Annotated in this window: 21 protein-coding genes and 1 other RNA gene; 13 read left to right on the top strand and 9 right to left on the bottom strand. The window is 37.4% G+C overall.

Annotated features, from left to right (window positions below; genetic code table 11):
- The first annotated feature begins 407 nt into the window (after positions 1-407).
- The 5 genes from EG346_RS11700 (at position 408) to EG346_RS11680 (ending at position 6,298) form a co-directional block, all read left to right on the top strand.
- A complete protein-coding gene (locus tag EG346_RS11700) occupies positions 408-1,382 on the top strand; it encodes a ribonucleotide-diphosphate reductase subunit beta (protein ID WP_073335112.1) in 975 nt (324 codons plus the stop codon).
- A 132-nt stretch (positions 1,383-1,514) separates the two neighbouring features.
- On the top strand, positions 1,515-1,802 hold the full coding sequence (locus tag EG346_RS11695; RefSeq protein WP_073335113.1) for a hypothetical protein: 288 nt from the start codon (positions 1,515-1,517) through the stop codon (positions 1,800-1,802).
- Positions 1,803-1,850: 48 nt separating this feature from the next.
- The gene (locus tag EG346_RS11690) at positions 1,851-3,518 is read left to right on the top strand and encodes a ribonucleoside-diphosphate reductase subunit alpha (RefSeq protein ID WP_262487928.1); all 1,668 of its coding nucleotides are present in this window, start codon (positions 1,851-1,853) and stop codon (positions 3,516-3,518) included.
- 632 nt (positions 3,519-4,150) lie between these two features.
- Entirely contained in the window at positions 4,151-4,723 is a 573-nt protein-coding gene (locus EG346_RS11685; RefSeq protein ID WP_123878800.1) for a phage tail-like protein, read from the top strand.
- A 6-nt stretch (positions 4,724-4,729) separates the two neighbouring features.
- A complete protein-coding gene (locus EG346_RS11680) occupies positions 4,730-6,298 on the top strand; it encodes a hypothetical protein (RefSeq protein WP_123878798.1) in 1,569 nt (522 codons plus the stop codon).
- A 183-nt stretch (positions 6,299-6,481) separates the two neighbouring features.
- Here EG346_RS11680 and EG346_RS11675 read toward each other — a convergent pair whose 3' ends face one another.
- A complete protein-coding gene (locus EG346_RS11675) occupies positions 6,482-9,667 on the bottom strand; it encodes a TonB-dependent receptor (RefSeq protein ID WP_123878796.1) in 3,186 nt (1,061 codons plus the stop codon).
- 475 nt (positions 9,668-10,142) lie between these two features.
- On the opposite strand from EG346_RS11675, the gene EG346_RS11670 reads away from it, so the two are divergent.
- The 3 genes from EG346_RS11670 (at position 10,143) to EG346_RS11660 (ending at position 13,592) form a co-directional block, all read left to right on the top strand.
- On the top strand, positions 10,143-12,236 hold the full coding sequence (locus EG346_RS11670) for a T9SS type A sorting domain-containing protein (RefSeq protein WP_123878794.1): 2,094 nt from the start codon (positions 10,143-10,145) through the stop codon (positions 12,234-12,236).
- Positions 12,237-12,332: 96 nt separating this feature from the next.
- Positions 12,333-13,223, top strand: coding sequence for a DUF72 domain-containing protein (locus EG346_RS11665; RefSeq protein WP_073335119.1), 891 nt, complete (start codon positions 12,333-12,335; stop codon positions 13,221-13,223).
- A gap of 138 nt (positions 13,224-13,361) precedes the next feature.
- A complete protein-coding gene (locus EG346_RS11660; RefSeq protein WP_073335120.1) occupies positions 13,362-13,592 on the top strand; it encodes a hypothetical protein in 231 nt (76 codons plus the stop codon).
- 60 nt (positions 13,593-13,652) lie between these two features.
- Here EG346_RS11660 and EG346_RS11655 read toward each other — a convergent pair whose 3' ends face one another.
- From EG346_RS11655 to EG346_RS11625, 7 genes are all read right to left on the bottom strand, one after another.
- A complete protein-coding gene (locus EG346_RS11655) occupies positions 13,653-14,246 on the bottom strand; it encodes a hypothetical protein (protein ID WP_123878792.1) in 594 nt (197 codons plus the stop codon).
- Between the two features lie 39 nt (positions 14,247-14,285).
- Positions 14,286-14,930 (bottom strand): HD domain-containing protein, encoded by a 645-nt coding sequence (locus tag EG346_RS11650; RefSeq protein WP_123878790.1) that lies wholly within the window; start codon positions 14,928-14,930, stop codon positions 14,286-14,288.
- Complete coding sequence (locus EG346_RS11645; protein ID WP_123878788.1) at positions 14,927-15,772, bottom strand: alpha/beta hydrolase family protein; 846 nt, start codon at positions 15,770-15,772, stop codon at positions 14,927-14,929. Before EG346_RS11645 ends, EG346_RS11650 begins: the two co-directional genes overlap by 4 nt.
- Positions 15,773-15,861: 89 nt before the next feature.
- Positions 15,862-16,752: a ribokinase gene (locus EG346_RS11640; protein ID WP_073335123.1), complete on the bottom strand. Its 891-nt coding sequence runs from the start codon at positions 16,750-16,752 to the stop codon at positions 15,862-15,864.
- Positions 16,753-16,818: 66 nt separating this feature from the next.
- The gene (locus EG346_RS11635) at positions 16,819-17,454 is read right to left on the bottom strand and encodes a DUF4241 domain-containing protein (protein WP_073335124.1); all 636 of its coding nucleotides are present in this window, start codon (positions 17,452-17,454) and stop codon (positions 16,819-16,821) included.
- Between the two features lie 141 nt (positions 17,455-17,595).
- A complete protein-coding gene (locus EG346_RS11630; protein WP_123882648.1) occupies positions 17,596-17,850 on the bottom strand; it encodes a GIY-YIG nuclease family protein in 255 nt (84 codons plus the stop codon).
- 38 nt (positions 17,851-17,888) lie between these two features.
- Positions 17,889-20,504, bottom strand: a complete 2,616-nt coding sequence (locus EG346_RS11625; RefSeq protein WP_123878786.1) for a valine--tRNA ligase — start codon at positions 20,502-20,504, stop codon at positions 17,889-17,891.
- Positions 20,505-20,633: 129 nt separating this feature from the next.
- On the opposite strand from EG346_RS11625, the gene EG346_RS11620 reads away from it, so the two are divergent.
- Together EG346_RS11620 and EG346_RS11615 are read left to right on the top strand one after the other, a co-directional pair.
- Complete coding sequence (locus EG346_RS11620; protein WP_034729320.1) at positions 20,634-21,098, top strand: DUF1573 domain-containing protein; 465 nt, start codon at positions 20,634-20,636, stop codon at positions 21,096-21,098.
- 219 nt (positions 21,099-21,317) lie between these two features.
- Positions 21,318-22,187, top strand: a complete 870-nt coding sequence (locus tag EG346_RS11615; RefSeq protein ID WP_123878784.1) for a polyphosphate kinase 2 family protein — start codon at positions 21,318-21,320, stop codon at positions 22,185-22,187.
- A 42-nt stretch (positions 22,188-22,229) separates the two neighbouring features.
- Here the strand turns inward: EG346_RS11615 and rnpB are convergent.
- An RNA gene (rnpB, locus tag EG346_RS11610) (RNase P RNA component class A) lies at positions 22,230-22,554 on the bottom strand.
- Between the two features lie 257 nt (positions 22,555-22,811).
- Between rnpB and EG346_RS11605 the strand changes: the two genes are divergently transcribed.
- The 3 genes from EG346_RS11605 to EG346_RS11595 are packed head-to-tail and all read left to right on the top strand — an operon-like array spanning position 22,812 to position 25,657.
- Positions 22,812-23,303, top strand: coding sequence for an RNA polymerase sigma factor (locus EG346_RS11605; protein WP_034729370.1), 492 nt, complete (start codon positions 22,812-22,814; stop codon positions 23,301-23,303).
- Positions 23,296-23,970 (top strand): DUF8845 family protein, encoded by a 675-nt coding sequence (locus EG346_RS11600; RefSeq protein WP_123878782.1) that lies wholly within the window; start codon positions 23,296-23,298, stop codon positions 23,968-23,970. The genes EG346_RS11605 and EG346_RS11600 overlap by 8 nt, the downstream gene beginning before the upstream one ends.
- A 58-nt stretch (positions 23,971-24,028) precedes the next feature.
- Positions 24,029-25,657: an AMP-binding protein gene (locus tag EG346_RS11595; protein WP_123878780.1), complete on the top strand. Its 1,629-nt coding sequence runs from the start codon at positions 24,029-24,031 to the stop codon at positions 25,655-25,657.
- Positions 25,658-25,670 lie beyond the last annotated feature (13 nt).

Below are 25,670 nucleotides of genomic sequence, written 5' to 3'. Positions count from 1 at the left end.
ACCCCTATAAGTAGATGATATTTTCAATTTGTTACAAGAACCATAATATATTCGAATATTTTATTGTTTAATTCATTTCACCTTTATTTAAAGCATATTACACAAACCTGTTTAACTGTAAGTCTGGTTTTCCATTTATTTTTTACCCAGAACGCGCTGTAAGCCATTACCCGTGCTGGTTTCATGTAAATGTGGAAAACTTTTACAGTTAAAACTCAGCCAATTAGTATTTACCCCTTTCAAAATCAGTTCTTTTTTTCGAACTTTGTCCCTAGTTCTTTACAAGAAACCGACATTCATGAATGTGAATATGTTTCAAATGTAAATGCCAAACATACAAGAAGTTAAGCATTACTTCCACTTTATCCACAGTGATGCTGATTATTTAATTTTAAAGCTATTTTAATATGGGAATTTTCGATAAGAGAGTAAGTTACAAGCCATTTGAATACCCTGAGGTTCTTCAGTTTGTAGAAGCGATCAACAAATCGTTCTGGGTGCATTCGGAAGTGGATTTTACTGCAGATGTTCAGGATTTTCATTCGCAGTTAGAGCCGAACGAAAAACACGCTGTGAAAAATGCGCTTTTAGCCATTGCACAGATCGAGGTGTCTGTCAAGACATTCTGGGGAAACCTATACAACCACTTACCAAAACCTGAATTCAATGGACTGGGCGCTACTTTTGCAGAATGCGAGTTCCGTCACTCAGAAGCTTATTCCCGTTTGGTAGAAGTGTTGGGATACAACGAAGAATTTACGAATGTTATAGAAATTCCTGCCGTAAAAAAGAGAATTGACTTTCTTTCCAACGTTCTGAAACATGCCAATTCTACAACACCAAAAGAATATGTATCTTCTCTTTTATTATTCAGTATCCTGATCGAAAATGTATCTCTTTTCTCACAATTTGCGATCATCCTTTCTTTCACAAGATTCAAAGGATATATGAAGAATGTTTCCAACATTATTGCATGGACCTCTATCGATGAGCAAATCCACGCTAATGCAGGAATCTACCTGATCAACAAAATCCGTGAGGAACAACCGGACCTATTAACAGATTCAGATATCGAGGACATCTACACCTTGGTAGATCAGTCTATTGAACTGGAAGGCGAAATCTTAGACTGGATCTTTGAACTGGGAGAATTAACCGTTTTCTCAAAAGAAGACCTTCTGAACTTCATGAAATACCGTGTAGACGACAGTTTAAAGAAAATCGACATGGAAACCCGTTACAACGTTTCTCCTGAACAATACCGTCCAATGAAATGGTTTGAAGAAGAAGTTTTTGCCAATTCTATGGATGATTTCTTTGCTAAAAGACCAGTGGATTATACAAAGCACGATAAGAGTATTACAGCGAACGATTTGTTTTAAATAGGAAAGCGCGAGCGAAGCGAGCGTCAAAACACTAAGTATTAGCGATGCCCTACTGACTAAAAATAAGTATTTCATAATCATATAATTCCTTAGTCCCTCAGAAAAATAAAATATTTCAAAGCATAAAAAATGATCAATGTCATTGTAACCTATACCGTAAAGCCTGAATATGTTTCAGAAAACAAAGCCCATATTCAAAAGTTTTTAGATGATTTTAAAAATCTTGATCAGGAGACATTTGAGTATAAGGTGTATGTAAAAGAAGACGGAGTTACTTTTGTACATTATTCAAATTATATCAATGAAGAGGTTCAGCATGAGGTTTTAAATGTACCGTCCTTTAAGGAATTTCAACGATTAAGAGATGAAAGCGGACTGAACGGTACGCACAAAGTGGAAATTTTACAATCAATATAAAAAGCAACAAAATTCCGGAGTATAAAAACTGCTCCGGAATTCGAAAATATAACATCTATGGAAGAACAAAATTCAAATATATGGTGGCTCAATGAAGAGTCTGAGCAGATGCTAAACAGAGGATATCTGTTAAAAGGGGAAACTGTAGACGGAGCCATCGACAGAATCACCACTGCTGCCGCAAAAAAATTATATAAGCCGGAACTGCAAGCCGCTTTCAAGGAAATGATCGTGAAAGGGTGGATCAGCTTCTCTTCTCCGGTTTGGGCGAATATGGGAACACAGAGAGGTCTTCCTATCTCTTGTTTCAACGTTCACATTCCGGACAGCATTGAAGGCATTACCCACAAAATGGGTGAAGTGATTATGCAGACAAAGATCGGAGGTGGAACTTCAGGATATTTCGGAGAACTTAGAAACAGAGGGACTGCCGTTACAGACAACGGAAAATCTTCAGGAGCAGTTTCGTTCATGAAATTATTCGATACTGCAATGGATGTGGTTTCTCAGGGTGGTGTAAGAAGAGGTGCTTTTGCAGCCTATTTAGATGTAGACCACGGTGACATTGAAGAATTCTTATCCATCAAAGACATCGGAAGTCCTATTCAGAACTTATTTACAGGGATCTGCGTTCCTGATTACTGGATGCAGGATATGATTGACGGTGATATGGACAAACGAAAAGTATGGGCAAGAGTACTTGAAAGCCGCCAGCAGAAAGGTCTTCCTTATATCTTCTTTACCGATAACGTTAACAGAAATAAGCCACAGGTTTACAAGGATTTAGGAATGACGGTGAACGCAAGTAACCTTTGTTCTGAAATCATGCTTCCTTCTACCAGAGAAGAATCTTTTATCTGCTGTCTGTCTTCAATGAATTTAGAACTGTATGACGAATGGAAAGATACGGATGCTGTAAAATTAGCAGTTTACTTCCTGGATGCTGTTTTAACTGAATTTATCGAAAAAACTGAAGGTAACTATTACCTTCAGGGAGCAAGAAACTTCGCATTGCGTCACAGAGCGCTTGGATTGGGAGTTTTAGGATACCACTCTTATCTACAGAAAAATATGATTCCGTTTGAAAGTTTTGAAGCGACTCAGTTCAATGCAAGAGCTTTCAAACATATCAAAGAACAGGCGGAAACTGCTTCAAGAGAATTGGCCAATATTTACGGTGAACCAGAATTGTTGAAAGGTTATGGATTGAGAAATACCACTACGATGGCTATTGCTCCTACTACTTCAAGTTCTGCGATCTTAGGGCAGACCTCTCCTGGAATTGAGCCGTTTGCTTCGAACTACTATAAAGCTGGTCTTGCCAAAGGAAACTTTATGCGTAAGAACAAGTATTTAGCTAAGCTATTGGAAGAAAAAGGTCTTGATAATGAGGAAACCTGGAGAACGATCATGTTGAACCACGGTTCCGTACAGCATTTAAAAGAGCTTACTGACGAAGAAAAAGCAGTATTTAAAACATTTAAAGAGATTTCTCCGATGGAAATTATCTCGCAGGCTGCTCAAAGACAGCAATATATTGATCAGGCTCAATCTCTGAACCTACAGATTCCTTCTACGATGCCTGTAAAAGATGTGAACTATCTTTATATTGAAGCCTGGAAAAAAGGAGTAAAAACACTTTATTATCAAAGAAGTTCTTCTGTCTCTAAAGAAATGATGGTTAACTTTGTTAGCTGCTCTGCTTGTGAGGCTTAGTGATCATTAATCATAAACATCTGCATAATAAAGCACGCTTTTCAGCGTGCTTTATTGTTGTTTTAAAAATTTAACAAAAATTTAACATTTGACAGTGGAAAATTTATTTTTCGTTAATCATTCATCAACACTGAAAATATCCGCTATTCACTCCCTAAGCAGTGAATCAAGTGCCTGTATCACGACATTTAGGTTATTAATATGAAGCAATTTTATATACATTTGTTTAAAATTTACTAATCAAAATGTCTTTTTAGTGAAAATATCAATTAACAATAGAAGCATTATTGATATTAAGCCAACAAGAAATGGAAATGGAAATTAAGTATCAGTAATTTAAATATCTTTTAAGTAATGAATACATTTTAAAATTGATCGATTTTTAAATTGAATGAAAAATTAAATAATCTTAAAAAACACATACTACCAATTACAGAAAACAAAAAAATAAAACAAAAACACAAAAAAGCATAATAAACAACACCATAATGATGAGTGATGAATATAAAAATTAACCCTAAACAAATCCCGTTTAAAACACAAAATACACAAAACACTCCGATTGAAAATTTAATTCTCTATTGACAAGAAATTTATTAATAGAAAAAAAACACACAAAAAATTATTTCGAAATGAACAAGATTATTACTTTAATTTTGGTAATGGCTTTTTGCACCATTACTGCGCAAGTGGGCATCAACACCTCTTCACCTGATCAGAGCTCTGCATTAGATGTTACAAGCACTAGTAAAGGAGTTTTACTTCCCAGAATCAGCAATCTTTCATCGGTTACCAATCCTGCAACAGGACTCATTATTTTTGATACCAATAAGAAATGTATCAGCCAAAACGTTGGAACTCCGGCTACACCGGACTGGGTATGCCTTTCTCCCTATGTCGCAAAATTTTTCTACATGCCAAGTGTAGTGTTTGACACGACAACGACAGCAACAGGACAGACAAAAGACCTGTATACATTGTATAAAAATCAGTTTTCGAATGTCCCTGCGAACGCAAGAAGTGCATCCGCACCCGCCTCGATCCCCTTTTTCCCCAATGCAACAGATCTACATTATTACGTAACCGGTTACGATGCTTCAGTTTTTAAAATCAACAGCATCAGTAACACAGGGGTATTAAATTATGATGTTTTATCGAATGCTACTTCAGCGTCTTTCATCAACATCGTATTTGTCGTAAAATAAACAGCCATGAAAAAGAATTATAAAGGGCTGTCTTTGATGAGCCTGGTTTTCGCACTGCTTACTAATTTACTGTATGCACAGGCAGACAGTACCGAAGTGGCAAGTATTTACGGATTTTATGCCTACTCAAGTTCGCTGATGAATGCGTCTTCAGCACCAGAACTTACCATACAGGGAAATGCATCACACACTGCTACCGGGGTACAGCTTACTCCCGCAAGTTCAGGGCAGTTTGGAGGATTGTTTATCAACGGAAGAACTTTCACATCTGTCAACGGACTTCATGTTGAATTTGAATATGATATGAAAAACGGAACTCCTTTAACCGGAGTATACGGAGATGGTTTATCTTTCTTTCTTTATGACGGAGCGGTAACAAGCCCTACCATAGGAGCACCTGGTGCCGGCATCGGATATTCTTACAACAGAACAAAGGACACCTACGCCAGCCAAAGAAAAGCTGGTTTATCAGGGGCCTACTTAGGGATTGCTCTGGATGAATTTGGAAATTTCAAGTCTAAACGTTTTCAGGGTGAATCCAGAATGAATGGTATTACAGGAGTAACCTGGAGCCAGGCTTCAAGTCATATTTCTTTAAGAGGAGCAAGAGGAGCCGCTATCAATACAACAGGATTAGGAGCAGGATTTACAGGATATCCTGTTCTGGTAACCCGCTCTACCCTGAGCAATTCAGGAACAGTAGGCAGGATTCTACAGAGTGACAGAAGTTATCAGGCAACGACCAACACCCTTTCTTCAGTATTTGATCTTCGGAATAATGCAGGAGAATTCAGAAAGGTATATCTTGACCTGATTCCTCATTTTACAAGTCCTACGGTCACTGACGGATTTGATATCAAGGTGGATATCCAGACGACACAGGGCGGAACACCGGTTAATGTCATCAATTATTATCATTATAAAACCTCAGTGCCTTATACTGAAAATGCCAACCCACAGACAACCGACTTTGACACCTCAGATGTTGAAGGAGCTGCAACTTCCCAAACTCTGAATGCCACGGTGCCGGCTGTTTTAAAACTGGGTTTTGCAGCAGCTACAGGAGCTGCATTTCAACAACATATCATCAGAAATGTGAAACTAACCCTTCCCTATGCGGCAGTAACTAATGACGATGTGACTTCTACCTGTAAATTTCAGCCGGTCACTATTCCTGTTTTTAATAATGATATAGCCTATAAAGGGGCGATTAGCATTGCTACTCCTCCAACTGCAAGTAATGCGAATATCGACTACTCTACGTTCAGTTTTACAAAAACCAGTGACACAGATCTTACACTTTATCGTAAAAAAGTGACTCCACAAGGAACATGGTCTTACAATAAATCAACTGGCATTGTAACATTCAATCCTTCAAGTGGATTTACAGGAACGGCCACTATGACGTATACGGTAAAGGGAAGAACGGTAAAGGATTCCAACGGAAAGATCATTGAACCGTATGGTGACACCGCTTACCGGTCTGTTCCGGCAACGATCACCGTAAATTTAAAAACGTCAGGCTGTATCTATTCAGTGATTTCCAACATAATGGTAACGCAGGACGTAAAATAAAACAGCAAAACAAATTGAATAATAAAAAACCATAGAGCTTTCTATGGTTTTTGTTGTGTCCTGTAAAAGAAAAAATAAGTCCGATTGTCTGTTTATTTTAAATCAAGTCCATCACAAAAACAGCCCGGACAAAAAAATCCGGGCTGCTGAAAAAATTATAAGTAAAAAATGAAAGACTAGTTATTAAAAGTTATACCGCACTCCGAGCTGCGCCTGGAATCTGGAGGCAAACTGATCAACTGTATAAGGCAGTCCCGGGGTTTTAAAGTTATAGGTAGGATCACCGGCAGATGGCTGACCAGCAGCTACGTTTCCTACCTTTGTAAGCCCAACGCTTGCAGTAGAATTAAAAGTATTGGGGACAAAATAAACTTTACCCCAGTTTTTATTCAGCATATTGGTAAGGTTGATGATACTTAATGAGATCTGGATATTATTCTTAGACTTTTCACTCAACCTGATCTCATCCATAATTTTGAAATCAGCCTGAATATTCCACGGTGTAAAATCTCCGTTTCTTTCCGTAAACTTGCCTCTTCTGGTATTTAAATATTTATTACCACTGACAAAACTTTCATAATCTGCAATCTGCTGTTGGGCAGTTACCAGCACATTTCCGGAAGCATCTTTTATCGGAACAATATATTTTGCGGCTTCTGCTGCATCTTTAAAGATATAGGAAAGTCCTGCAGCCTGTCCTGTATTGGCAATCGTACTGTTGACAAATCCCCATGAGAAAGGATTTCCAGACTGTGCATTAAAATACACATTAGCCGATAATCTGTTCGATTTGGAAATATCGAAGCCATATCCCAGATTGGCCACCACTCTGTTTTTAATTGCAAAATTGGAGGTGGTAAGCTTAGGATCATTCGGCGTCAGAGACTGGTTCATCTGCCAGTTACTTTCCATTGAGTTTCGGATTCCGTTGGTAATATCTTTTGCATCACCATAAGTATAAGCAACGAAGAAATTGAACCCGAAATTATAGGATTTGGAAATCTGTGCCGTCAGGTTATATCGGTAACCTTCCCTGGTATTGGATAAAAGGTAGGCATTGGAAAAGTTACTGTTGATATTGGTCGTATAAACAGGCATTTCATGATTTGTATCATAGCTGTAATACGTTACATTATCTGTTTTGTTCACCTGCTGGAATTTCAGATCATAAAGTACTTTCGTATAGATTCCTTCCAGGGTAAGTTTATATCCGGCGAATGTATAATCGAAGGCTAAAGAACTTCTCCATACTTTAGGCATTTTAAAATTGTTATCGATAAGATCTACCTGTACTTTGGAAGAGTTCTGCCATTTCGGAAAATTACCACTTACCAAAGGATCTCCATTGGCCGCAAGCTGTGCAGCGGTAGGCGCATTGTAATCATAACTTCCGAAACCTACTCCGTCATTGTAATAAGCATACCCCAGCCACGCAAAAGGAATTCTGCCGACAAATATTCCCGAACCTCCTCTTACGACTACAGATCTGTCTTCTGTGACATCCCAGGTAAATCCTAATCTTGGAGAAATGGTCGGCTTGGTAAGATAGTCGTTGTTTAATTGGCTAAGTGGCGTATAAGTATAGGTGTTTCCATAATTAGGATCCATAGGAGAATTTTGTACCTGCGGACTTAAAACAGGTTTATTGGGAAGATCCGTATAATCTACTCTTACGCCCGGAGATAGTCTTAACCTTCCTAAATTGATCTCATCCTGAAAATACAGTGAGAGAAGATTCACCTTATACTGAGCATAGGGATTATCGAAAATCGTCTGTCTGTTTTCACCATTAAACGGATAGGTTCCTCTTATCCTCGACGGATTAGAATTATAAAAATCGGCTAAGCTTTTATACGAAATCCTCCCATTAAGAGCATTGACAAAACCATAGTCAATATTATACAATTCATTGTGTGTTCCTAACAAGAATGTGTGATTTCCTGTTTTATAGGTCAGGTTATCCGTGATCTCAAAAGTTTTCTGTTTCATATTAAAAACGGTAGCTTCCCTGTCATTTCCCAATAAAATAGTTCCTCCGTTATAAGCTATTTCCACTTGTGGAAACATGGCATTGCTGGAAGTAGGATCTCTGTAATCATGAATAGAAGAATAGCCCAATACTAAATTATTATTCCATTGATCATTAAAACGGCTCTTCAATTCCAAAGTAGTTGAGGAAGACGTATTTTTCTGGATAAAATCCATACTGGCAAACCTGAAATTCGCTCCATCTCTTTCAAGATTCGATGCCTGTGAGAATACGGTATTATTTTTAATGGATAATGTGTGTTGATCATTGATTTTCCAGTCCAGTTTATTAAAAAGCTTGGCACTTTCTGAAAAATTATTGTATCCGTCGAAGCTTCCTGCATTAAAGCCATATTTATTCCGTACAAAATCTGAAATCTGCTGAGCTACGGCATCATTCACCAATGCGTTGGGATCATTCGCATTATAGAATACCGGATCTCTTCTTTTCGTGTATTCAAGATTTGAGAATAAAAATACTTTGTCTTTTACGACAGGCAATCCTATCCTTCCGCCATAGATAACGTCTTCAAAAGCTTTCGGCATTTTTGAATGATCTCCGATCCTGTTGTTTCCGGTAATAGCGGCATTTCTTCCGTACGCGTAGATGGACCCTGTTACATCATTACTTCCGCTTCTGGTCACCGCATTAATACTTCCTCCCAGAAAGTTTCCAAGCTTCACATCATACGGAGCGATATAGACCTGAACATCCTGAATAGCATCCAGACTTATAGAATTGGAGCGTGTACTGCTTCCCGGCATTCCTGAAGTACCGGTCTGCCCACCCAAAGAAGGACTGAAGCCGATCGCATCATTATTAACAGATCCGTCTATTGTAACGTTATTATATCTGAAGTTTGTTCCGTTAAAAGAGTTATTGGCACTTTGCGGCACCAATTTCGTTACATCCTGAATGCCTCTGTTGATATTGGGGAGACCTGAAATCTGAGCCTGGCTGATTCCTACACCATTTTTAACAGTGGTTCTCTTAGAGGTGATCCTGACTTCATCAATGGTCTTTTCACCAGCCCCAATCTCCACAATGGGAAGGTCATTATTTCCAAGAGACAGCTGCAGGTTGGTATTCGTGTAGACGATTTGCGATCCATCGGAAATCTCAATGCGGTAAGGACCACCCGGCTGAAGATTATCTAAACTAAACTGCCCCTTCGCATTACTTTTGGTCTCAAATGCAGTATTGGTGGGAACATGAACCACTTTTACCGTCAGTTCAGAATTGACTCCTTTTAGCCTTCCAAAAATTTTAGAGGTCGTTTCCTGTGAGAATGCAAATCCAAAGGATAGTAAAGCAAAAGCACAGATCAGTTTTTTTTTCATATTTTTTTCTTCTTAGTTGACAGGGCAAAATTAGATTCCCTGAACATGAAGGATGGTAACATACAATTAACATTATGTAACACAAAGTTTACGATTTCCTTAAAAAAAAATTAATAGCCTCACAATATGATCTGATTTCAAAGCCTATTAAGTAAATGAAAACAAGGATAGTATTGATATCTGACATTTTAGGCTTGTATGAACGAAACATGAACAAGGATAAAAAGCAATCAATTTCCGGGGATCAATATTTTTGAGAAGAGCTTTTTTTTATTTTGAAATCAGCAATTAGCAAGAAAGTATAATGATAAAGCAAGACAGATGATCTTTCAATGTATCTCTTTATCATGCTGATTAAATTTAAAACATAAACGATACAAAAAATTTAGAATGAAATTCAAAAAAAAGATTATTTTTGTACGATTGATTTTAATTCCCCCTGATTAGAATTATAAAACATAATACACACAAAAAAATGAAAAAATTTATTCTCATCCTCTCTGTAGGCTGTTTCTCTATGGCTTACGCTCAAAATTTAAATTTTGCAGACGCACAGTTTAAAGCTTTAATTCTAAGCTCCAGTACAGCCAATAACATTGCCAAAAACAGCAGCGGAAACTCTATTGCTGTAGATACCAATGGTGACGGAGAAATCCAGGCTTCGGAAGCTCAGCAGGTGAAAATTCTAAATCTTCAAAAAAGTGGAACCGTTACTTACAGCGATCTCCCCAACTCCATTGAAGATGCACAACTTTTCTCCGATATGGAAGAACTGTATATTTACCATACCCGGTCTGCAGTCATTAGTTTTACGGGTCATAATACAATCAAAAAAGTACTGTATACCGGAACAGGTGGTTTTACAGACGCTTCCGGAATCTCCCATACAGTTCCCATCGACTTTTCCTTTGATAGTTGTTCAGCGGTGCAGGATATCAATCAGTTTGCCAGTGATATTAATCTGAATACCCCTATTAGTACCATCCTGAGATTCAAAAATTGTCCGCAACTTACCGGAAATACAATCATCAACTCTAAAAACATTAAAGAACTGTATCTTGAGAATTCGAATATCACCACCCTGACGTTCAATTCCTGTCAATTTTTAGACAAAATTTCGGTTCCAAACTCAAATACTTTAACCAAAATTTCTGTTACAGGATTGCCACACTCTGTAGGAACCACTATTAACCAAAATATTGAACTGATTGCTGATCATTGCACTAATTTACAGGAGATTATTGCTGATACAGATCATTATGATACCAATGGTGCTTATTTTTCATCTGTTAATCTTAATGGATCAATCAATCTCAAAAAAATCAAAGGGCTCAATACACCAACCATTGATTTCTCAACAACAGGATTGGTAAATCTTGAGGAACTCGACTGTGCTTATTACAATAGGGATGGATATCATACAACTTCAGGAATTTACTTTGGAAATGTATCTTCTCTGAATCTGGCCGGCTTGCCAAAGCTTAAAATATTAAAAGTCTTTAATCAGAAAATCACGAATAATGTCAATTTTAGTGCAGCATCTTATCTGGAAAGTATTGACTTTACAAATTCTGCAGGTTACATGAATTGGTTCAATGTAAATAATCTTTCCCATTTACATACTTTGAAAACGGATCGATCTGAAACTTTGAATACTCAGGGCAATGATGACCTTCAAAAAATTACGGCTAAAAACTGTACGGCTTTAACCAATTTGATTTTTAAAAATAATCATCATCTACAAGAATTGGATCTCCAAAACTGCGTAAGTCTCGAAAGATTAGCAATGGGTTTTTATGTAGCTAACAGCAATGGAATATTCACTGAACTGCACACCATTAATTTGAATCAATGCACGGGGCTTAAAGAACTGGTGGTAAACAATACCCAAATAAATGCTTTAAATATTACAGATTGTATTGCTTTAAAGTCACTGGAACTGAATCAAAATGATTTACTTCCCGCTGTAAATGTTTCCCATAACATCAATCTGGAAGATTTGTCGGTAATCAATTTACCTTTATTATCAAGCTTAAACACTTCAGCCAATATCAATTTAGTCAATGCTAATTTTAATAACTGCCCACAAATTACCGAACTGAATTTTTCAAATTCTCCTACTCTTCAATTCATAGCGCTGTGGAATATGCCTAATCTTACTTTTGCTAATATAAGAAACGGCTCTATTGAAGAAGGGATTGATTTTATGAATTATAACAGTAACCTGTCGATGTGTGTAGATGATGCTCAACTTAATGATCTTCAAAATCTATATCCGGATATCACTTTTACGACCAGTTGCGGAAGTTTTTTAACCACTGCCAGTTCAAAAATCAGAAAGAATGCAATTAAAATAGCACCGAATCCTGTAAAAGATTTTGTTACGATAAACTCGGAAGAAAGTATTAAAAATGTAACTATTTTTGATGCCCAGGGAAGAATCATTTTCAATCAGCATTTGAATAATGAAGTGACCAAAATCAATCTTTCGGCACAACCTACCGGAACTTACACCGTAAAAATTAAAACCGATACGACAGAAATTTCTAAGAAAATAATCAAAGAATAGTCTGTTTTTCCGCACCAGTTTGAATGAAAACCATAGATGATTCTATGGTTTTTGTTTTATATTTGTTACCCTAGTTTAATCCTAAAAATATCAGATATGAAATTCGGACAAGTAGAAGACCCTTCAAAAATAGATTTTACACTTCCTAAAGATCATCCCAGAACCAAGGAAATTTTAAATCAAAATAAAAAAGGACTGGAAAATATTTCCATAGGATGTGCTAAATGGAATAAAACCGATCTCAAAGGATTTTATCCCAAAGGAACTAAAGACGAACTGACCTATTATGGTACCCAGTTTAATTCTATTGAACTAAACGCCACTTTCTATGGGATGCCTACTCCTGAACAGGTAGCAGTCTGGAAAGATAAAACCCCGGAAAATTTTAAATTTTTCCCTAAAATAACCAATACAGTTTCTCACTTCAGAAGACTGATTGACGTTACCGAACCGGTGACCCAATTTGCATCAGCCATTATGAATTTTGATGAAAAACTGGGTATGGCTTTTCTGCAGCTCCATGATAATTTTAAACCTAAAGATTATGACAGACTGGAGAAATTTGTGAAAGACTGGCCCAAAGAAGTTCCTCTGGCCATAGAACTCCGAAACACGGAATGGTTTACTGATGAAGAAATTTTCAATACCACCTGCGACCTTTTTGAAGCTCATGACATCACCAACATCATTGTGGATACTGCGGGCAGGAGAGATATGCTTCATATGCGTCTTACGACTCCCAATGCTTTTATCCGGTATGTAGGTGCCAATGCCGAAAGTGACTATGAAAGACTGGACGACTGGTTGAAACATCTTACCCAATGGAAAAAAGAAGGGGTTCAGAACATCTATTTCTTTGTACATCAGAACCTTGAAAAAGCATCTCCATTATTATCTGCTTATTTCATAAAAAAAATGAATGAGGCGTGGAAAACGGATATTCATATTCCGCAAATGGCTTCTGACAACAATGGAACTTTATTCTAATTGATGTACAAAAAGTGCATCTTTCAGCCTGATTTTCAAAAAGCTGCGTCAAAAGCTGTTTTAATGGAAAAATTGTAGTAACTTAGAATGTACTGCCATTGATATAATGGAGGTCTACTTTCTAAAATACAAAATGTCATGGAAAAAGAAATTTGCACGATCAGCATTGCGAGCAACTGGCTCGGCGACGAATATACATTTTACGAAGATCATACCATCAAAAGGGTCTACGATAACCACAGCCTTAGTGCCAACCGTACGGAATGGCTGGAACCTCACCAGATCAGTAAACAGAATAAAGATAAATTGATCAAAAGCTGTCCTGAAGAATTTAAGGAGCAGATCATGCAAATTCTGGATTATCCATAATAAATAGGTAATGAGCGATAAGTAGTACGACCTAAAGAATTGCTACTTATTGCTCACTACTTATTGTTTATTTTTTCTCAAAAGAAGCACAAGGTTCAGGAAAAGAAGTAAAAAATCCAAGGATACCCAAATTCCGAGCTTTGTATTTTCGTAATTATAGGCATCTACCTCTTTTTTAGCAGCGTCGGAAAGTTTTACACTCTGATTGATATAGTTCTGTACTTCTACAATCTGGTCAATATTCTTATTAGGGACTGCATGCTGGGAGAAATAAACCATATTTTTCTTACCCAGATATCCTATAATCCAGTATTCATCGGACTTATCCATTTTAAGATATTCTACCCTGTAATATTCCGGACGTATTTTTCCCATATGCTTGGGCTCAAGATTTCCGTTTTTGGCACTATCCACTTTAATAAGGTAAAAATCCAGCGTTTGAGGAAGTTTATTGACAACCTGAAGACCAACTGAATTATCCACAAAACCTACCGAGCTTTTTTTGATAAACCAGTATGTAAATGTAGATATAGAAAAAACTACCGTAAGTATACGGAACAGTTTTGCCCATTTTGCCAATCTTGCTGATTTTACTTTAGACAAAACCAGAGAAAGCACACAAGCCCAGAAGATAAGAAAAATGATAAATACCATACTGCAAAGATACTGATTTAAGATTTTTCGGGAAGTGTGTTAATCAACATTCCATTCTTTGAAAAACTGATCCAGGAATCCCAGCATATAATCATGTCTTTCCTGAGCCAGCTCCTTTCCTTTTGTGGTATTCATAAGATCCTTCAAAAGAAGAAGTTTTTCGTAGAAATGATTAATGGTGGTTCCATTAGATTTTTTATACTGATCTTTCGTCATATTCAGACTTGGCTGGATTTCAGGATCATACATCGGATTATTTTTAAAACCTCCGAAATTGAATGTTCTTCCTATTCCAATGGCACCGATAGCATCGATACGGTCAGCATCCTGCACGATTTTAAGCTCAACAGGAAGTTCAGCGGGAACCTCTCCTCTATTCTTAAATGAAATATTTTTAATAATAAATAAAACCTTTTCTATAACGTCTTCATGAACGTGCTGTGCCTCGAGAAATTCTCGTGCTATTTTGGGAGCTATTGTTTCGTCACCATTATGAAACTTGGGGTCTGCAATATCATGCAACATTGCAGATAGTTCTACAACCTCCAGGTTACAATCTTCAGTTACGGCAATTTTTTTTGAAAGCTTCCATACTCTTTCAATATGGTACCAGTCATGTCCTGCTTCAGCGCCTTCCAGTTTTCCTTTTACAAATTCTACGGTGTTTTCGATCGTACTTTTCATTGAGTTGTCAATTCGTTTAAAATAATATTCCAGAGTTTTTTATTATAACTTCTAAAAAAATTGATGTGTCCGATTTCTTTTTTATCAGATTCAGCGGTTTTCACCAGTCTGTAGGAAGGTCTTAGATTTGGATAGGTATTGTTCAAAAGGCTTAGTACCCCTTTTTCAGTAAGCCATGCATCATCTTCCGCCCGGATCACAAAGACTTTCTGGGTCAAATTTTTAGAATAGTCCTCCATTTTCTCCAACAATCTGTTGGTAGATTTCCTGTTTAAAATTAAGGTTCTCCAGTCATATGCGCAATTTTTTGGAAGACTTTCTCCAAGCCCAAACCAATTGGCTGGAAAATACCCTAATAATCCGGTAGTTAAGGGCTGAACAATTCCAAATCCGAGATAAGCTTCAATTCTCGTGCTGAATTTAAGGTTTCCCACGAACGCATTTTGAGTTCCCACAAAAATAAATTCGTCAAACATTTCGGAATCTTCATTCATTCCAAGGATCAATGCTCCTACAGAATGTCCAAGACAATATTTTTTATATCCTGAAAACTCTGCTTTAATATATTGGGTTATGGTTTTGTAGTCTTCAGAACCCCAAATCCGCATTGAAGCTCTAAAGCCTTTCATATTATCCGGTTTTGACAGCCCGATTCCTCTGTAATCATAAGCAATCACCGTAAATCCATGTTCCGAAAAGAAACGGGCAAATGAGAAATACACCTGCTGTTTCACTCCCGTTGCGGAATTGATCAGGAGAAGTTTCCCATTGCTTTTTTCAGGTCTGAAAAGATGAACTGCCAGTGACACCTGATCTTTTGTAATAAGTTCCAGTTTTTCCATAGATAAAAAGAAAAAATCCACTATAAAAGTGGAGATTTTACTTATATTTTTATGTTAAGTTTCTAACTTTCGATATGTGACAAATAGTTTTAGGAAAAGAAATCCGACATTCTTGGAAGTCCGGTCTGTGAACCTTTCCCGCCTGAAACCCTTGAAGAAACCTCATTCCCGAATTTCACACAATCTTCGATGGTATTTCCATGACAGAGTGCAACAGCAAATCCTGAAATAAATGCATCGCCCATTCCCATTTTATAAACGGTTTCATCTTTGTCGTTTCTGAAGTATTTCATTTCGGTTCCGTCAAAATATATCGTTGAATTAGTATCATCTCTGACAAAAACTTTATTGAAATATTTTTTAAGAATTTCCTCTCTCTGCTCTTCTCCGAAAACAGTATGAAGTTCACTGCTTTTAGCAACAATAAAATCGACATTTTCGATAATTCCTTCACTGATCTTCATGGCAGGTGAAGCGTAGAGTCCTACTTTTTTACCGTATTTCTTGGCTTTTCTAATGGTATATTCTACCACTTCCATTGCCACTTCAAGCTGTACCAAAATAAGGTCTACCGTTTGGAAATACCGATCTGCTTCTTCTATATGCTGGATACTCAAACATTTATTCGCTGCAGGTACCACTACAATAGCTGCACTGCCATGGCTGGTGGTCACATAGGCTGTCCCCGTGGATTCCATATCCGTCTCATGAACAAAGCCTACATTTACGTTTTCACCTACGAGATTACGCATGATCTGTTGTCCAAGAGGGTCCATTCCTACACATCCGATAAAATAGACACTGGCTCCTAGCCTTGCCGTTCCTACCGCCTGATTGGCCCCTTTACCGCCAAAGTAACTGTCTGAATGAACAGCTAAAACAGTTTCGTTCTGCTGAGGAATTTTTTCTGTTTCTAAAACCAGATCTATAGAAGAGCTGCCTACAACAATAATTTTGGGTTGTTCTGATGAGAAGTTCATTGGTGTTTTTATGTTAGTTTAATATAATCTATTCAGAAAACTAAGTTTCAAAAATAACTAAATTAATTAACTTATCTCAATAAATTCAGTAATTATCTTCACAGGCTTGTGATCTTTATCATAGGCTATATAGCTGGCATAAAAACCTTCACCATATCCTGTTTCAAACGCGAAAATAGTTCCCGGATGCTCATCCGCAGGCTTCAGGAATGCGTACTGATCGATAGCTCCTTTTTCGTCAAAGAAGTACTCATGGAAAAACTCTTCATAGATTCCCATGAAATCTGCCCCTTTACTGTGGTACAGTCTATTCTCAAGTTCGTTAAGACTATTTTGGGTATCTGCATCCATAAGACATCCCATTCCACTTTCTACAGGATATCCGAAAATTTCCTCATCAGCAAGATCTTTTACATTTTGCCCTTCAGTAACTGCCATTTCCCATTCCGAGATCGCGGCATTGCTGAAAATAATTTCTGCATAGGCTACACAGTTGCTTTCTCTTTCTTTATGCAGCAAAACAGAAAAATCCCCTTTCGGAAATTCTGTAGTGAAAGGCTTCATATCGTTGGTGATCACCGGATCACAGGCGACCAGCTTTCCGCTTGAAAGGTAGATTTTCCCAACTTCAAAGCTTTCCAATAAAGGGCTTTCTACGAAGTTCTTTGAGAATAGCTTTTTTATGTTTTCTAGGTGTGTCATTTATTCTTAATTATTTAAACTGTCAGGCTGAACGGAGTCGAAACCTTCGTTCTTTTCTTCAGAATTATCCGAATGACTTTGATTTTGACAAACAGATAATTCTTTTAACTTTTCCCAATTATCATGGATAACTGCTTCTTTCTACTTTCTACTCCAGCCTTTTACTTGTTTTTCAAATAAAATAGTCTGCGTTATATCATTAAATTCACAAAAGAAGACTAGCTTAACCGGTCTTCTTTTGTGGGTATAGCTTTCAGGAAATTTTCCGGACTGATATTGAGACAATCGAGTTTCAATATCGTTGGTAACTCCTGTATAATAAGTGCTGTCGAAACATTTTAAAATATATACAAAATATTGCTTTGTTTCAAGATTACAGACTTCGACTCCGCTCAGCCTGACATTCCGACAAACTTACTGTCTATCTTTTAAATTTACAAACTCTTCAGCTTTTCTTCTAAGATAACAATTTTATCCTGAGCATCTTTCTGTTTCTGTCGCTCAACTTCTACAATCTCAGGTTTGGCATTGGCTACAAATTTTTCATTGGAGAGTTTCTTGTCAACAGAAATAAGGAATCCTTTTAAATAAGCTAATTCTTCTTCTGTCTTCTTTTTTTCTTCTCCTAAATCTAAATTCTCACTCAACGGAATAGAAACTTCAGTCGCTCCTACCAGAAACGTAAAGCTTGGCTTATCTGTTTTTTCACCAAAATGAATGTCTGCAACATTGGCTAATTTTCTGATCACGGCTTCATTTTCAAAACCTGAAGCACCGGTATACACCTCCACCGCTTCTCTGGGAGAAATTCCTTTTGTCTGACGGTAATTTCTTATTCCTGAAATAATCTCTTCAGCAGTTTCAAAGTTTTTGATCATCTCTTCGTTAAATGCTTCAGCTTTTTTCTGCTGGGCAATAACCAAAGCTTCATCGGTATTTCTTTCAGAAATTAACTGCCAGATTTCTTCGGATTGGAAAGGCATAAACGGATGCAGAAGTTTCATCAGATCTTCAAAGAAAATAACGGTTCTGTCATAAACTTCCTTGGAAACTCCTTCTCCATAATTAGGTTTGATGGCTTCAAGGTACCAACCACAAAAATCATCCCAAATCAATTTATAAATTAAATGAAGAGCATCAGAGATTCTGAATTTCTCAAACTGCTGGTCAATTTCTGCAATGGTTTTATTTAATTTATTTTCAAACCATTCAATGGCTTGTTTATCTGCATCATTCAATGGTTTGTCTTCATGTTTCCACATGTTGATCAAACGGAAAGCACTCCAGATTTTCGTCATGAAATTTCTTCCCTGAACCATCAGGTCTTCATCAAATAATAAATCATTTCCTGCGGGTGCACTTAAAAGACTTCCTACACGAACGCCATCTGCCCCATATTTAGAAATCAGATCTAAAGGATCGGGTGAGTTGCCTAATTGCTTAGACATTTTTCTTCTTTGCTTATCTCTTACAATACCTGTAAAATAAACATTTTTGAATGGAACCTCTTTTCTGTATTCCAATCCGGCCATGATCATTCTGGCTACCCAGAAGAAAATAATATCCGGACCTGTTACCAAATCTGATGTCGGATAATAATAATTGATATCTTTATTTTCAGGATCAAGTAATCCATCGAAAACAGACATTGGCCACAACCAAGATGAGAACCAGGTGTCAAGAGCATCTTCGTCTTGTTTTAGATCTGATGTTCCGAGATCCGGGTTTCCTGTTTTTTCTTTGGCTAAAGCTAGAGCATCTTCTACATTTTCTGCAACTACAAAATCATTTTCTCCGTCTCCATAATAAAATGCAGGAATCTGCTGTCCCCACCAAAGCTGACGGGAAATGTTCCAGTCACGGATGTTTTCCATCCAGTGTTTGTAGGTATTTTTAAACTTTTCAGGATAAAATTTAACCTCATCATCCATTACTACATCCAAAGCGGGCTTAGCAATTTCAGACATTTTCAGGAACCACTGAACTGAAACTTTAGGCTCAATAACAGCGCCTGTTCTTTCTGATGTTCCTACTTTATTTACATAGTCTTCTGCTTTCAACAAAAGATCATTTTCCTCTAATTCTTTTGCAATCTGCTTTCTTACATCAAATCTATTCTTACCTGCATAATGCAAACCATGCTCGTTAAGATTTCCATCGTCATCCAAAGCATCAATCATTTTCAACTGATGTTTCTGCCCGATTTCGTAGTCATTGATATCGTGAGCTGGTGTGATTTTCAAAGCACCCGTTCCAAATTCAATATCTACATATTCGTCTTCGATGATAGGAATTACTCTGCCAACGATCGGTACGATTACATTCTTCCCTTTCAGATGAGCATATCTTTCGTCATTGGGATTGATACATACTGCAGTATCTCCGAAAATAGTCTCAGGACGTGTAGTCGCAACAGATAAAAACTCTTCTGTTCCTTCTATTTTATACTTCAGGAAATATAATTTTCCGTTTTGCTCTTTAAATATTACCTCTTCATCAGAGATATTGGTTTTTGCTTCAGGATCCCAGTTGACCATTCTGTAGCCTCTGTAGATCAATCCTTTATTGTATAGATCTACAAAGCTTTTGATCACCTGCTGAGACATTTTGTCTTCCAAAGTGAAACGTGTTCTGTCCCAATCACAAGAGCAACCCAACTTTTTTAACTGCTCGAGGATGGTTCCTCCGTATTTATCGGTCCAATCCCAGGCATGCTTTAAGAATTCTTCGCGGGTAATATCAGATTTACTGATTCCCTCTGACTTCAGTTTAGCAACAACTTTGGCTTCAGTGGCGATTGAAGCGTGATCTGTGCCCGGAATCCAGCAGGCATTAAAGCCCTGCATTCTTGCACGGCGGACGAGAACATCTTGAATGGTATTGTTCAGCATATGCCCCATGTGTAATATCCCCGTTACGTTTGGCGGAGGAATTACCACAGTATATGGTGGTTTCTCATTAGGTTCGGAATGGAAATATTTGTTTTCCATCCAGAAGTTGTACCATTTCTGTTCAGTTTCCTGTGGATTGTACTTTTCTGAAATCTGCATAAAATTCTATTTCTTTTGCTTACAATTTGCAAAAATAGTCTAAAGAAAAAAAATTTTAAGTATGAATTAAAATAATTTTTAACTTTGTTTCTCAAAATTTATCTAACAAACATATTAACATTCAAGAATATGAAAAAATTAATTGCAGGAATTGCATTATTTGGAACATTTGCATTGGCATCTGCACAGACTATTACATTTGATAAAACTACATTTGACTATGGTACGATCAAGCCAAGTGCAGACGGTACAAGATTTTTCACTGTAACCAATACAGGTGACAAACCTTTGATCCTTTCCAATGTAAAGCCTTCTTGCGGATGTACGACTCCTGAGTTTAGCCAGGACCCTATCATGCCAGGAAAGTCTGCGAAAATAAAAGTAGGATACAATACTACTCTTAACGGACCTTTCAATAAAATGATTGAAGTTTTCTCTAACGACCCGGCTAACAGCAGAAGTGTTATCTACATCAAAGGTAATGTAGACGCCAGCGCTCCTGAACCAAAACCATTAACAGCCGAAGAGCAGAAAGCAGCAGCTAAAGCTGAAAAAAAAGCAGCTAAACTTGCAAAAAAAGCCGCCGCAAAGTAATCTCTACTCAAAAAAATAAAGGAACCGTCTTCAATGAAGACGGTTTTTTTATTACATTTAAATAAGATATTAGAAATTAGAGGCTAGAAGTTAGATTTTAGACATCAGACATCACACTTAGGAACTTAAAATGAGAGGTGAGTTAGAGATCTTTTCTTCATGTATTAGCCCCGCAATCTTTAATTTTTTTTAATTTTTTTAATCTTAAATATAAAAAACATGGACACCAATTTCTCAGATGACTTCCTGGTAAAGGGAAAATTTTCAATAAAAAAAAGCTCAACAGCCTATGAAGGAAAGCTCACCAAGGAGGAAGGAGGGCAGCTATTAATCAAAGAGAAAGAAAAACTCCGCGAGCTGCAGGAAAAACTTTATGCTGACGGCAGCCAGTCTCTGCTTGTCATTCTTCAGGCGATGGATGCTGCCGGAAAAGACAGCCTTATCGAGCATGTTTTCGGAGGTGTAAATCCACAGGGCTGTAATGTGACCAGCTTTAAAACCCCAACCTCTAAAGAATACTCCCACGATTTCTTGTGGAGGCATTACCTTGCTCTTCCCCAGAAAGGAATGATCGGTATCTTCAACAGATCCCACTATGAAAGTGTCTTGGTATGTAAAGTTCATCCGGAATATAACCTCAGCGAAAGGACATGGTCTTCTGTGAAGGATTTTGATGATACTTTCTGGAAAAACAGATATGAGAGTATCAGAAATTTTGAACAACATCTTGCCCAAAACGGAACTACGATTGTAAAAATATTTTTAAATGTCTCCAAAGATGAACAAAAGAAAAGACTGCTGGACAGAATCAACGAACAGGAGAAGAACTGGAAATTTTCTGCAGCCGATCTTCCGGAAAGGGCATTATTCCCGCAATATATGGAAGCTTATGAAACGGCTATCAACGAAACTTCAAAAGATAATGCTCCCTGGTATGTACTTCCCGCAGACAATAAATGGTTTGCAAGAGTAGCAGCCGTACAGATCATTATCGATACCCTGGAAAAGATGAGTCTCAAATATCCTCAGTTGGGAAAAAAGGAAAGGGCGGAGCTTGATGAAGCTAAGAAAACACTTGACAACGAGTAAGTTTAGCTTAAATCATTAATTTAAAGTCAATTAAATAAAAAAAACACGAGAAAATCTATAAGCCGGATTTTGTTCTTCCTGAGAAGTGCCTGTTATTTATCTGCGTCTTACATTGCTGCAAAACTTGAGCTGATTACCCCTCGGCTTTCAGGACGAGCCGCCCCTAATTTCCATTGCTGAAAAGAACCGATATACTTATCATTGCACCGCAAAGAGTTTACCTGGTTTCACTACAGCCGAACTGTACTTGCTTTCTGTTGCACTTGTCCTACCCTCACGGGTGACGGATGTTATCCGCTTTGCTGCTCTATGGTGTCCGGACTTTCCTACCCCTGCCGAAGCAGGAATCAACAAGCCGATTTTCTCGCGGTTGCAAAGATACATATTATTTGGTGATATGTATCTTTGCCAATAAGGTTATTCAGGCTTTGATAAAGAAGATCGTTATTTTCAGTTTTTTGACTAACGGAGGGGAAGTGTATTCCTACCAAATATTAAATCTTCTTATTCATTAACTCACTCTCAAATCATCGTTAAATCATCAAAATATTGTCTCAATAAATTATCCTGTCATCATATCAACAAATCACTGCATTATTATTATCTTCGTGCCATTATATACCTATGACTTCCAGAGAAAAAGAATTTGCGCAACTTATTAAAGATAATCAAGGCTTGATTATTAAAGTTTCGCGTCTCTATACCAATTCTCTTGAAGATGAAGAGGACCTGTTTCAGGAGATCGTACTACAGCTTTGGAGAAGCTACGATTCTTTTAAAGGGAACTCCAAAATTTCTACGTGGATGTACCGCGTAGCCCTGAATACAGCCATTACTCTTTTCAGAAAAAAAAGCAAAAGCCTTCCTACGAACGAGCTGGATATCAACCACAGAGATTTTGTGGAAGATGATGATGACAAGCAGCAGCAGATTTCACTTCTGTATACCGTGATCAAAACCCTGCCGAATGTAGAAAGAGCGATTGTAATGATGTACCTTGACGACCTGCCTTATAAGGATATTGCAGAAAACCTTGGGATCACCGAGGTCAATGCGCGTGTGAAAATGAACAGATTAAAGAAAACCCTTAAAGAACAGATGGAAAAATATGCCTGATTTTGATTTAGACAGCTTTAAGAAAACATGGCAGGAACAACCTGTTCAACCCAAATATGACAGCTCCGAAATTCTTCAGATGCTGAACAAAAAGTCGCGCAATTATGTGAAATATATTTTCTGGATCAGTGTGGCAGAGTTTTTATTCTTTTCTGTTCTGGGATTATTTTATTTCTTTCAGGATGAGGAGTCAGACAGTTTCCGTAAGATATTAGAAAAGCTTGGAGCTCAGGAAGCTCCTGAAATAGAAACCAATTTCGATCATGCTTATTTAGCGATTAAAGTTTTAAGTCTTCTGATCACGTTTTATTTTGTTCTGAAGTTTTATCAGAATTACCGAAAAATAAAGATTGAAGAAAATCTCAAAGGTCTCATTATAAGAATCATTAAATTCAAGAAAACGGTTAATGCATTTATTCTGATCAGTATTGCCTTGCTGGTCGCTTTTACTTTTGTATTTACAGCCTTCATTTTTTACGTTTTAAATTCTCAGAATGTACAGCCTTCCAATTCCAATCTCATCATTGTTATTATCGGAATCATTGTCAGTACCGTATTATGTGTGCTTCTGATCTGGCTTTATTACAGACTTGTGTATGGAATTATTATCAGAAAACTGGATCGAAATTTAAAACAGCTTAAAGACATAGATTCTCAGGAAAATTAGCATAAACAGGCATCAGTTCAAGATTTTTCATTAATTTTATTCCACCAAATCTTAAACTATGCCATTATCTTACGTCTATGGAGCTTCTTCCATTCCATTATTGGGACAAACAATCGGAGGAAACCTTAAAAAGACTGTTGAAAAATACCCCAATCAGGAAGCGTTAGTCTGCGTTCATCAGAATTACAGAGCTACATATCAGGAATTTTATAATCAGACAACCGCTGTTGCCAAAGCTTTAATTTTTTCAGGGGCAAAAGCAGGAGACAGAATCGGAATCTGGTCTTCAAACCGCTATGAATGGGTCTTACTTCAATATGCCACTGCCCGGATAGGAACCATCTTAGTCAATATCAATCCTGCCTACAGAACTCATGAACTCACCTACGTCATTAATCAATCCGGTATTCGTTTTATTTTTTCTTCTTTAAGCTTTAAAACAAGCAATTATAAAGAATTGGTAGAATATGCAAAGGAAGTCTGCCCCAGTCTGGAACATGAAATTTTCTTTGATGATAACTGGGAGGATTTTTTAAATAAGGGACAGGATATTTCAGATGACACGCTTCACAGTTTTGAAGACCATGTCCAGTTTGATGATGCTGTGAATATCCAGTATACTTCGGGAACGACAGGTTTTCCAAAAGGGGTCACCCTTTCCCATCATAATATTTTAAATAACGGATATTCTATAGGAGTACGCTTAAAATACTCGCAAAATGATCGTGTCTGCATTCCGGTTCCGTTTTATCATTGCTTTGGAATGGTGATCGGAAATATATGCTGTACAGCTCACGGAGCATGTATGGTGATTCCCAATGACAGTTTCGATCCGGATATTACGCTAAAAGCTGTTTCTGATGAAAAATGCACTTCTTTATATGGAGTTCCCACTATGTTTATCGCAGAACTGGCGGTTAAGGATTTTGATACTTATGATTTTTCAAATTTAAGAACCGGGGTCATGGCGGGCTCGGTCTGCCCTCCTGAGATCATGAAAAAGGTAGAAAATCTTATGAATATTAAAGAAATGAGCATTTGCTATGGCATGACGGAAACGTCTCCTGTTTCTACGCAGACCCTCATCGGGACACCATTGGAAAAGCAGGTCAGTACCGTAGGAACAGTCCAGGATCACCTTGAAATAAAGATCATTGACGAAAACGGAAAGACGGTAGAACGCGGTGAGCACGGTGAACTCTGTACGAGAGGTTATTCTGTCATGCTGAAATACTGGAATGATCCCGAAAACACAAAAAAAGTACTGGACGATGCCCGATGGATGCATACCGGTGATATGGCTGTCATGGATGACGAAGGTTATATTACCATCTCAGGAAGAATAAAAGACCTGATCATTCGTGGTGGTGAAAATATTTCTCCTAAAGAAATCGAAGATTTTCTGTATACGTATGTCAATATTCTTGATGTACAGATCATTGGAATTCCGAGTGAAAAATATGGCGAAGAAATAATGGCCTGGGTAAAAGTCCGAAAAGGTTTTGATATAACGGAAGCTGAACTTCTGGACTATTGCAAAGGAAGAATTGCTCACTATAAAATTCCGAAATACTGGAAATTTGTGGATGAATTTCCGATGACGATCTCAGGGAAAATACGAAAGGTGGAAATGCGGGAAATTTCTATAAAAGAACTTGAGCTGAATCATTTTAAACAGCGCACCTAGAAAATCTCCCACA

It is taken from the genome of Chryseobacterium carnipullorum, assembly GCF_003815695.1.
In the GTDB taxonomy this organism is placed as follows: domain Bacteria; phylum Bacteroidota; class Bacteroidia; order Flavobacteriales; family Weeksellaceae; genus Chryseobacterium; species Chryseobacterium carnipullorum.
The sequence above is the reverse complement of the archived record's forward strand: the minus strand, read 5'-3'. Positions and strand labels throughout refer to the sequence as shown.

Coding starts and splice junctions, on each gene's coding strand:
- EG346_RS11700 (WP_073335112.1), top strand. CDS start 408: ATGGGAATTTTCGATAAGAGAGTAAGTTACAAGCCATTTGAATACCCT.
- EG346_RS11695 (WP_073335113.1), top strand. CDS start 1,515: ATGATCAATGTCATTGTAACCTATACCGTAAAGCCTGAATATGTTTCA.
- EG346_RS11685 (WP_123878800.1), top strand. CDS start 4,151: ATGAACAAGATTATTACTTTAATTTTGGTAATGGCTTTTTGCACCATT.
- EG346_RS11680 (WP_123878798.1), top strand. CDS start 4,730: ATGAAAAAGAATTATAAAGGGCTGTCTTTGATGAGCCTGGTTTTCGCA.
- EG346_RS11675 (WP_123878796.1), bottom strand. CDS start 9,667: ATGAAAAAAAAACTGATCTGTGCTTTTGCTTTACTATCCTTTGGATTT.
- EG346_RS11670 (WP_123878794.1), top strand. CDS start 10,143: ATGAAAAAATTTATTCTCATCCTCTCTGTAGGCTGTTTCTCTATGGCT.
- EG346_RS11665 (WP_073335119.1), top strand. CDS start 12,333: ATGAAATTCGGACAAGTAGAAGACCCTTCAAAAATAGATTTTACACTT.
- EG346_RS11660 (WP_073335120.1), top strand. CDS start 13,362: ATGGAAAAAGAAATTTGCACGATCAGCATTGCGAGCAACTGGCTCGGC.
- EG346_RS11655 (WP_123878792.1), bottom strand. CDS start 14,246: ATGGTATTTATCATTTTTCTTATCTTCTGGGCTTGTGTGCTTTCTCTG.
- EG346_RS11650 (WP_123878790.1), bottom strand. CDS start 14,930: ATGAAAAGTACGATCGAAAACACCGTAGAATTTGTAAAAGGAAAACTG.
- EG346_RS11645 (WP_123878788.1), bottom strand. CDS start 15,772: ATGGAAAAACTGGAACTTATTACAAAAGATCAGGTGTCACTGGCAGTT.
- EG346_RS11640 (WP_073335123.1), bottom strand. CDS start 16,752: ATGAACTTCTCATCAGAACAACCCAAAATTATTGTTGTAGGCAGCTCT.
- EG346_RS11635 (WP_073335124.1), bottom strand. CDS start 17,454: ATGACACACCTAGAAAACATAAAAAAGCTATTCTCAAAGAACTTCGTA.
- EG346_RS11625 (WP_123878786.1), bottom strand. CDS start 20,504: ATGCAGATTTCAGAAAAGTACAATCCACAGGAAACTGAACAGAAATGG.
- EG346_RS11620 (WP_034729320.1), top strand. CDS start 20,634: ATGAAAAAATTAATTGCAGGAATTGCATTATTTGGAACATTTGCATTG.
- EG346_RS11615 (WP_123878784.1), top strand. CDS start 21,318: ATGGACACCAATTTCTCAGATGACTTCCTGGTAAAGGGAAAATTTTCA.
- EG346_RS11605 (WP_034729370.1), top strand. CDS start 22,812: ATGACTTCCAGAGAAAAAGAATTTGCGCAACTTATTAAAGATAATCAA.
- EG346_RS11600 (WP_123878782.1), top strand. CDS start 23,296: ATGCCTGATTTTGATTTAGACAGCTTTAAGAAAACATGGCAGGAACAA.
- EG346_RS11595 (WP_123878780.1), top strand. CDS start 24,029: ATGCCATTATCTTACGTCTATGGAGCTTCTTCCATTCCATTATTGGGA.